Raw genomic sequence first — 311 nt, forward strand, 5'->3', positions numbered from 1 at the left:
AACGTTTATTGAGATCATTGATATTAGCTAAGAATATCGAATAGTTATTCGCAATTACTGCGGTAGCACTAGCTGCTTGGGCAGCATTGATAGTAGCAGAAACGGAGTTGATGTAGTAGTTGGTGAAGTCAGTGTTGTTGTCAGAATCAGTTGTGCTCTTTGTGCCATTGGCTGTCATCTTTTCTGTTTGTGTTCTAAATGTGGTAATCACATCATCAAAGCCTTGGGTAACCGTAGAGACAGGTTTGAAGATAACACCCGCTGTATCATTAGCACCACCCGAACTACTCGTAGCAATTTTCCCACTGCTA

1 protein-coding gene is annotated in these 311 nt (G+C 41.5%); it reads right to left on the reverse strand.

The window, feature by feature from the left end; translation table 11 throughout:
- The coding region (locus BJI48_RS09555; RefSeq protein ID WP_180763117.1) for a hypothetical protein at positions 1–311 on the reverse strand (311 nt) is incomplete at both ends.

Origin of the sequence: Helicobacter sp. 11S02596-1 (genome assembly GCF_002272825.1) — a bacterium.
Classification (GTDB): domain Bacteria; phylum Campylobacterota; class Campylobacteria; order Campylobacterales; family Helicobacteraceae; genus Helicobacter_J.